This window comes from Mesorhizobium sp. M7A.F.Ca.CA.004.06.1.1, assembly GCF_003999135.1.
Classification (GTDB): Bacteria; Pseudomonadota; Alphaproteobacteria; order Rhizobiales; family Rhizobiaceae; genus Mesorhizobium.
Map to the genome: position 1 here is coordinate 1 of NZ_RZPQ01000353.1, position 5,958 is coordinate 5,958.

Here is a 5,958-nt window from a genome sequence, read left to right on the forward strand (position 1 = left end):
GTCCCAGGCGGCGAATTTTTCGTTGCTGCCGGCCTCCGTCGCCAACCGTTGCAATTCGATCTGGTCGCTTGCTGCCTTCTCAAGCGCCTTTTCCCACACCGGGTCGAGCAGCGCGTGCACGGCCTTCGGTGTCTTGGCCATGGTGTCATCGAGCTTCAGCGCGGCGAAGGAGGCGTAGCCGAGCAGCTTTGCCTTCTCGGCGCGCAGGCGCAGCATGTCGCGCACCACGTTCGTGTTGTCGGTGGCGCCGCCATTCTGGCCGCGCATGGTGAAGGCGCGGAAGGCGATCTCGCGCAGATCGCGGCGCTCGGAGAAGGTCGAGAACGGCTCGTAGATCGAGCGCGACAGGGTGACGGCGTAGCGGCCCTTCTGGCCGCGTATCTCGGCGGCTTCGGCCATCGAGCTTTTCACGAAGTCCGGCAGGCCGGCAAGGTCGGCCTCATCGAGGAACAGTGCCCAGTCGCTCTCGTCGGCCAGCACATTCTGGCCGAAGCTGGTACCGAGCGAGGACAATTCCTCGCTGATCTTGGCCAGCCGCTTCTTGCCGTCGGCATCGAGTTTGGCGCCGGAGCGGACAAAACCCTTCCAGGTCTTTTCCAGGACCCGCAGGGTCTCTGCGTCGAGCTTCAGGCTCTCGCGGCGCTGGTAGAGATCGTCGATGCGGGCAAACAGCCGCTCATTCATCGAAATCGCCGAGAAATGCCTGGACATTTTCGGCGAGATGTCGCGCTCCAGCGCTTGGATCGTCTCGTTGGTGTAGGCGCCGGCGCGGCACCAGAAGATCGACGAGACGCGATCGAGCGCTTCGCCGCCGAGTTCCAGCGCGGCAAGCGTGTTCTCGATGGTCGGCGCATCCTTGTTGCCGGCGATCGCCTCGATCTCGGCCTCGTGCGCCTTCAGCGCCGCGTCGAAGACCGGGGAAAAGTCGCCATCGCCAATGCGCGTGAAATCGGGCAGGCCGAGCGGCCCTTGCCACGCGGTCAGCGGATGGGCGGCGAGGTCGACGGCTTTCGTGGAAGGCATGGACAGTCTTTCGATCGTTGACGGGGAGAGGTTTGGTCGTCCCCGATGTAGGGCGAGGCCTCGCAAGGCGCAACGGCTCGGCCCTCAGGATGGCGTCAGAAGCCGTCGCACGTCTCGGCGATTGCCGCTTGCGAACTGGCGGTGATGCGGTCGTCGGTCACCGCGAAAGTCTCATGCATGAGCTTGTCATTGTTGGGAAAGTCGTAGCAGGCGACCACGGTGGTGACCCCGCCTTCGCTCTTTTCGATCCGATGCCGGATCGCTGCGCCCGCAACCGCACCTTTCCATTCGTCCATCGAGGCGATGAATTCCTGCTTGCTTTGCACGATGCCGAGGTCGTCCAGCTTGATGCGGACATCATCGGCGAGCAGGTCGGACAGTTCGGTGCGGTCGGCGACCAGCAGCGCCGAATACCAGCGGCTGATGAGGGCACGATCATCGGCGCGGGCGGCAATAATCGCTATCAGCAGCGCGGCCGCCGTCAAAGCGGCCGACCTGATGTTTACCACCTTGCGCGCCGCTGTGTTCATCCCAGCTCCGGCCGTTCGAAATCGCCGGTTTCCTTGTTCATCGTCCAGAGTTCGCCGGTCGAGATATCGAACCAGGCCCCATGCAGCGACAGTCGCCCCTTGCCCTCGAGAATCGAGACGCAGGGAAAGGTTCTGAGGTTGGCGATGGAATAGCGGATCGAGATGCGCTCCAGCGCGGTCTGGCGCTCCGACGCGGTCATGAAGGTGCTGGAGGAGACGGTTTCGGCCGCCGGCGCGATCAGGCTCATCCACTTGCCGATGAAGTCGCCCGGCGAAAGCGGCGCGGAATTGGTGTCGAGCGCTGCACGGATGCCGCCACAGCGGCCATGGCCCATGACGACGATGTTCTTGACCTTGAGGCTCTGCACGGCGAATTCAAGCGCCGCCGAGGTCGAATGGAACTCGCCATCGGGAGCATAGGGCGGCACCAGATTGCCGACATTGCGCAGCACGAAGAGTTCGCCGGGCCCGGCGTCGAAGATCGCCTCGGGCGCCGAACGCGAATCGCAGCACGCGACGATCATCGTCTCCGGCGCCTGGCCTTCGCGAGCGAGATCGCGATAGCGCCCGCTCTCTGTGAGATAGCGGCCATTCATGAAATTGCGGTAGCCGGCGAGAAGATGTTCAGGGAGATGGGACATGGGCGGCGTCTGGAGCCTTTCCGGGTTGGATGCGGCAGCTCGTTGCGGTCTAGAGAGGCTCTAGCGGCAAAAGCCGGTCGCGAGCAATGCAGAATTATGAGGGCTGGCTAGAAATGCCATGCATCGAGCGCAACCTTGGCCAACAGCGTTACGCCCAGATGGCGACAGGAATGCCAAAGCTGTCGCGGCCCGGCGGGTCGGGCAGCGGCCGTGCCTCACCGCTGGCGATGCGACCGGCGATCAGCGTCATCGCGGCCGCGTCGAGGAAATCGTCGGCGGCGGCGCCGCGCGGTGGCGGCTGGTCGAGAAAGGCCGTGTCATAGCCATGCCGGCAAAGCAGAGCCTTGCGTTCCGCCATGCCGGCCGGATTGATGCCGCCCTTGATCTTCTTCGGCAGTTGCATGGCCTGATCGCCGTTCAGGCGGCAGAAAGCGACTTCCGGATGCGATTCGAACACGCGGCCGCGCAGATCGGGTCGCGCGATCAGCAGGGCGTCGATCTCGCGGATCTTGGCAAAAATGCCGAACGCCTGGATCGAGACTCCGCGCGGCGGGTCGGATGTGGTCAGGGCCACCTCGCTTGCCCTGATGTGCGCGGCATACCAGGCTTCGATGGTGGTGAAATCATTGGTCTCCGCATAGAGCGTGGCACGGGAGGGGATCGAGAAGACGCTGGATTGGCGCGCCCCGAGCAGCGGCCGCACCAGCGCTTCGGGGCCGCGACCGCCCTTGCCCGAAAAGTCGGGTAGGCCGATCGGCATGTCGACAGCGATGACAGCGTCTTCGGGAAGGGATGCGAGCAGGGCAGTGAAGGTTGCAAAGACACCGACCGACGGTGCCATGCCAAAAGCGCACCGGACGGCGATCCAGCCGGCCTTGCAGCCGTCGACGCCGACAAGCACGGCCTCAGTCGACGTCACGCCCGGCGGCCCCGCCCCGGATGCGTGAGGTGGCGAAGCTGGACCATCGCCATCGGATGCGACAGGCTCTGCGCATCGGTTTCGAGCTGCAGTTCGTCGCCGCCGCGCTTGGCGGTGCGCGCCAGGATCTCGTAGACCGCCGCCGTCGTCGATTGCAGCGCCTTGACCGGCGGCTGGCCGGACAGGATACGTGCCAGATAGACGGCCGCCGTCAGATCGCCCAGGCCATTCGGCGGCTTGTCGATCAGGCGATGTTCGGCGAGCAGCGCCTGGCTGCTATCGAGCAGCAGATTGCCGGTGCCGCCCGTCATCATCGACGGCGCAGAGGTGACCAGCATGGTCGATGGTCCGGCGTGGAGCGCTGCCGCGATCGCCGATTTCAGGTCGGGCAACGCGGCGCCGGCCATCCATTCCAGTTCGTAGCGGTTGGGGGTGGCTATGTCGGCGATCGGCATCAGCCGGTCGCGCATGGCGATGGCTGTCGGCTCGGGCACGTAGAGGCCGCCCGAATCACCCATCACCGGATCGCAGATATAGACGGCGCCGGGTGTCCTTGCCTTCACCGCGGCGACCAGCGAGGCGACGGCCTCGGCCTGGCCGGCCTCGCCGAGATAGCCGGACAACACGGCGCCGACTTCACCCAGCCATGGCGCCCGCTCGAGATCGGCCATCAGCGCCTTGAACTGGTCGAGCGGCGGTACGATCCGTGTTGCCCGTCCATGGCCGGGATGCCAGGGCAGGATGACGGTCGGCACCGCCCAGACCGGGAACCCCAGGGTCTCCAGCGCAAACACGGCGGCACGGTTGCCGACCGAGCCGCGCGCGACATGGCTGGAAATGACGATGACCGCACGCGGCGCGTCGGTTTGTTCGGCGCTCATTGTCGTTTGATTCCTAACTGCCCCGGATGACGTAAAGCACGAGCCAGACCATCAGGCCCAGCGCCAGCAGCAGGCCCAGCGTGCGGCCAAAGCGGGTGCCCCAAACTTCGATCGGATCGGCGCGATCGGCATCGGCCGCGGTGACGTGATCGCGCATGCCTTTCGCGGCCCGCCCCGCAAACGAGTCGCCCGCCGGATTCGTCTCGTGCGCGATGCGCTCGAGGATACGGCGCGATTCCTTCTCGCTGTCCTGGCGCTCCGCCATGATGATGTCCCGTTTTGTGGACCTTATCGCGTTCGTACGGCCAATCACAGACCCTTGCAGCGGCATCGGGCATGGCAGGCGAGGGGCTGCCGGCCCGGGCGGTTTTCTTGCGCGCTGATTGTGGTAATGCTTCGCGTGCAACTTCTACCGAGGGACCCCATCATGTTTGCCCAGCGCCTTGCCTCGCCGTCCATTTTCCGCACGCTGCCCGCCTTCCTGATGATGGCGATCGTGCTGCCGCTGCTTGCCGGCTGCGGCTACAACACCATCCCCACAGCGGAAGAAAACGCCAGGGCGGCGTGGAGCGAGGTGCTGAACCAGTATCAGCGCCGCGCCGACCTCATCCCCAACCTGGTCGAGACGGTGAAGGGTTATGCCTCGCACGAAAAGGATACGCTCGACGCGGTGGTCGAGGCGCGCGCCAAGGCAACGCAGATCACGGTAACACCGGAAACGCTGAAGGATCCCGAAGCCCTCAAGAAGTTTCAGGATGCCCAGGCGGGGCTGACCAGCGCGCTGTCGCGGCTGATCGCGGTCTCGGAGGCCTATCCCGACCTCAAGGCCAATCAGAATTTCCTGGCGCTGCAAGCCCAGCTCGAAGGCACCGAAAACCGCATCGCGGTGTCGCGGCGCGACTACATCCAGGCGGTCAGGGACTACAATCTGACGCTGAGGACCTTCCCCTCGGTGCTGTGGGCGACCTTCTGGTTCCGCGGCAATGAGCCCTTTGCCAATTTCACTGTCGCCGAAGACAAGATGCAGCCGCCGAAGGTCGATTTCGGCACGAAGCAGGGCGGGTGAACGTCGACTGTCATCGGAATAAATCCCGCGAAATGACGGGCTGCTGGCGTGCAAACACCCCCCTCTGTCCTACCGGAACCGGCCCTTCGCTGGCGCTTCGGGCGTTCGTCGTTCGGAAAGCCAAGCAATTGGCTTCCCGTCCGCTACGCGGATCAGTCCTCACCCCCCTCAAGGGGGGAGATTGGCAGCTTCGGCGCTGACGCCGATCTTGCGACGTTGCAAATTGGCGAAAGCGGAGATGACGGCCAATCTCCCCACTTGAGGGGGAGATGCCCGGCAGGGCAGAGGGGGGCGCCCCGGAACGCAAGCCTAGGGTTCCTTTTCGCTCTTCTAAGCCTCTTCTTCCTTCCCTTCACCGCCCTCGCCGCCGATCTTCCGGCGCTCACCGGCCGTGTCGTCGACAATGCCGGCATCATCGATGCCGCGACCAAGGCGGCGCTGACGCGGAAGCTCGCCGACTTCGAGACAAAAGGTTCCGACCAGATCGTCGTGGCGACGATCCCCAGCCTCGATGGCGAGGAGATCGAGCCCTACGCCAACCGCCTGTTCCGCTTCTGGAAACTTGGCCAGGCGGGCGAGAACAATGGCGTGCTCCTGCTGGTTGCCCCGAACGACCGCAAGATGCGCATCGAGGTCGGTTATGGGCTGGAAGGTACGCTGACCGACCTGCATACCAAGCTCATCATCGAAAACGACATGGTGCCGGCCTTCCGCGCCGGCGACTTCTCCGGCGGCATCAGCAAAGCCGTCGATGACATGGTCATGGTGCTGGAAGGCAATCCGGAGGAGCTGGAAGCGCGAGGCAAGCGCAATCCCGCCGATGACGGCACGTCCATCGATCCGATCGTTGCCGTGTTCCTGATCCTGTGGGCGACGATGTTTTTCCTGTCTCTTATCC

8 protein-coding genes are annotated in these 5,958 nt (G+C 64.6%); 2 read left to right on the top strand and 6 right to left on the bottom strand.

Features of this window, described 5'->3' with window-relative positions:
* From EN906_RS20145 to EN906_RS20170, 6 genes are all read right to left on the bottom strand, one after another.
* Positions 1-1,023 (bottom strand): M3 family metallopeptidase (locus EN906_RS20145; RefSeq protein WP_245484304.1); only part of this gene is annotated, 1,023 nt, incomplete at its 3' end.
* 95 nt (positions 1,024-1,118) lie between these two features.
* Positions 1,119-1,553: a nuclear transport factor 2 family protein gene (locus EN906_RS20150; RefSeq protein ID WP_127269640.1), complete on the bottom strand. Its 435-nt coding sequence runs from the start codon at positions 1,551-1,553 to the stop codon at positions 1,119-1,121.
* Positions 1,550-2,194, bottom strand: coding sequence for a carbonic anhydrase (locus EN906_RS20155; protein ID WP_023811712.1), 645 nt, complete (start codon positions 2,192-2,194; stop codon positions 1,550-1,552). Before EN906_RS20155 ends, EN906_RS20150 begins: the two co-directional genes overlap by 4 nt.
* Positions 2,195-2,342: 148 nt before the next feature.
* A complete protein-coding gene (locus EN906_RS20160; RefSeq protein WP_127269641.1) occupies positions 2,343-3,113 on the bottom strand; it encodes a DUF429 domain-containing protein in 771 nt (256 codons plus the stop codon).
* Positions 3,110-3,994 (bottom strand): pyridoxal kinase PdxY, encoded by an 885-nt coding sequence (pdxY, locus tag EN906_RS20165; protein WP_127269643.1) that lies wholly within the window; start codon positions 3,992-3,994, stop codon positions 3,110-3,112. Before pdxY ends, EN906_RS20160 begins: the two co-directional genes overlap by 4 nt.
* Before the next feature lie 13 nt (positions 3,995-4,007).
* Positions 4,008-4,259, bottom strand: a complete 252-nt coding sequence (locus tag EN906_RS20170; RefSeq protein WP_127269645.1) for a hypothetical protein — start codon at positions 4,257-4,259, stop codon at positions 4,008-4,010.
* A gap of 162 nt (positions 4,260-4,421) precedes the next feature.
* Between EN906_RS20170 and EN906_RS20175 the strand changes: the two genes are divergently transcribed.
* On the top strand, positions 4,422-5,060 hold the full coding sequence (locus EN906_RS20175; protein ID WP_127269647.1) for a LemA family protein: 639 nt from the start codon (positions 4,422-4,424) through the stop codon (positions 5,058-5,060).
* Positions 5,061-5,318: 258 nt separating this feature from the next.
* Positions 5,319-5,958: YgcG family protein (locus EN906_RS20185; protein WP_164777256.1), on the top strand; the 640-nt coding region annotated here is incomplete at its 3' end.

Bases quoted from the DNA above. Each gene is read 5' to 3' on its own strand.
- EN906_RS20150 (WP_127269640.1), bottom strand. From the start codon at position 1,553: ATGAACACAGCGGCGCGCAAGGTGGTAAACATCAGGTCGGCCGCTTTG.
- EN906_RS20155 (WP_023811712.1), bottom strand. From the start codon at position 2,194: ATGTCCCATCTCCCTGAACATCTTCTCGCCGGCTACCGCAATTTCATG.
- pdxY (WP_127269643.1), bottom strand. From the start codon at position 3,994: ATGAGCGCCGAACAAACCGACGCGCCGCGTGCGGTCATCGTCATTTCC.
- EN906_RS20170 (WP_127269645.1), bottom strand. From the start codon at position 4,259: ATGGCGGAGCGCCAGGACAGCGAGAAGGAATCGCGCCGTATCCTCGAG.
- EN906_RS20175 (WP_127269647.1), top strand. From the start codon at position 4,422: ATGTTTGCCCAGCGCCTTGCCTCGCCGTCCATTTTCCGCACGCTGCCC.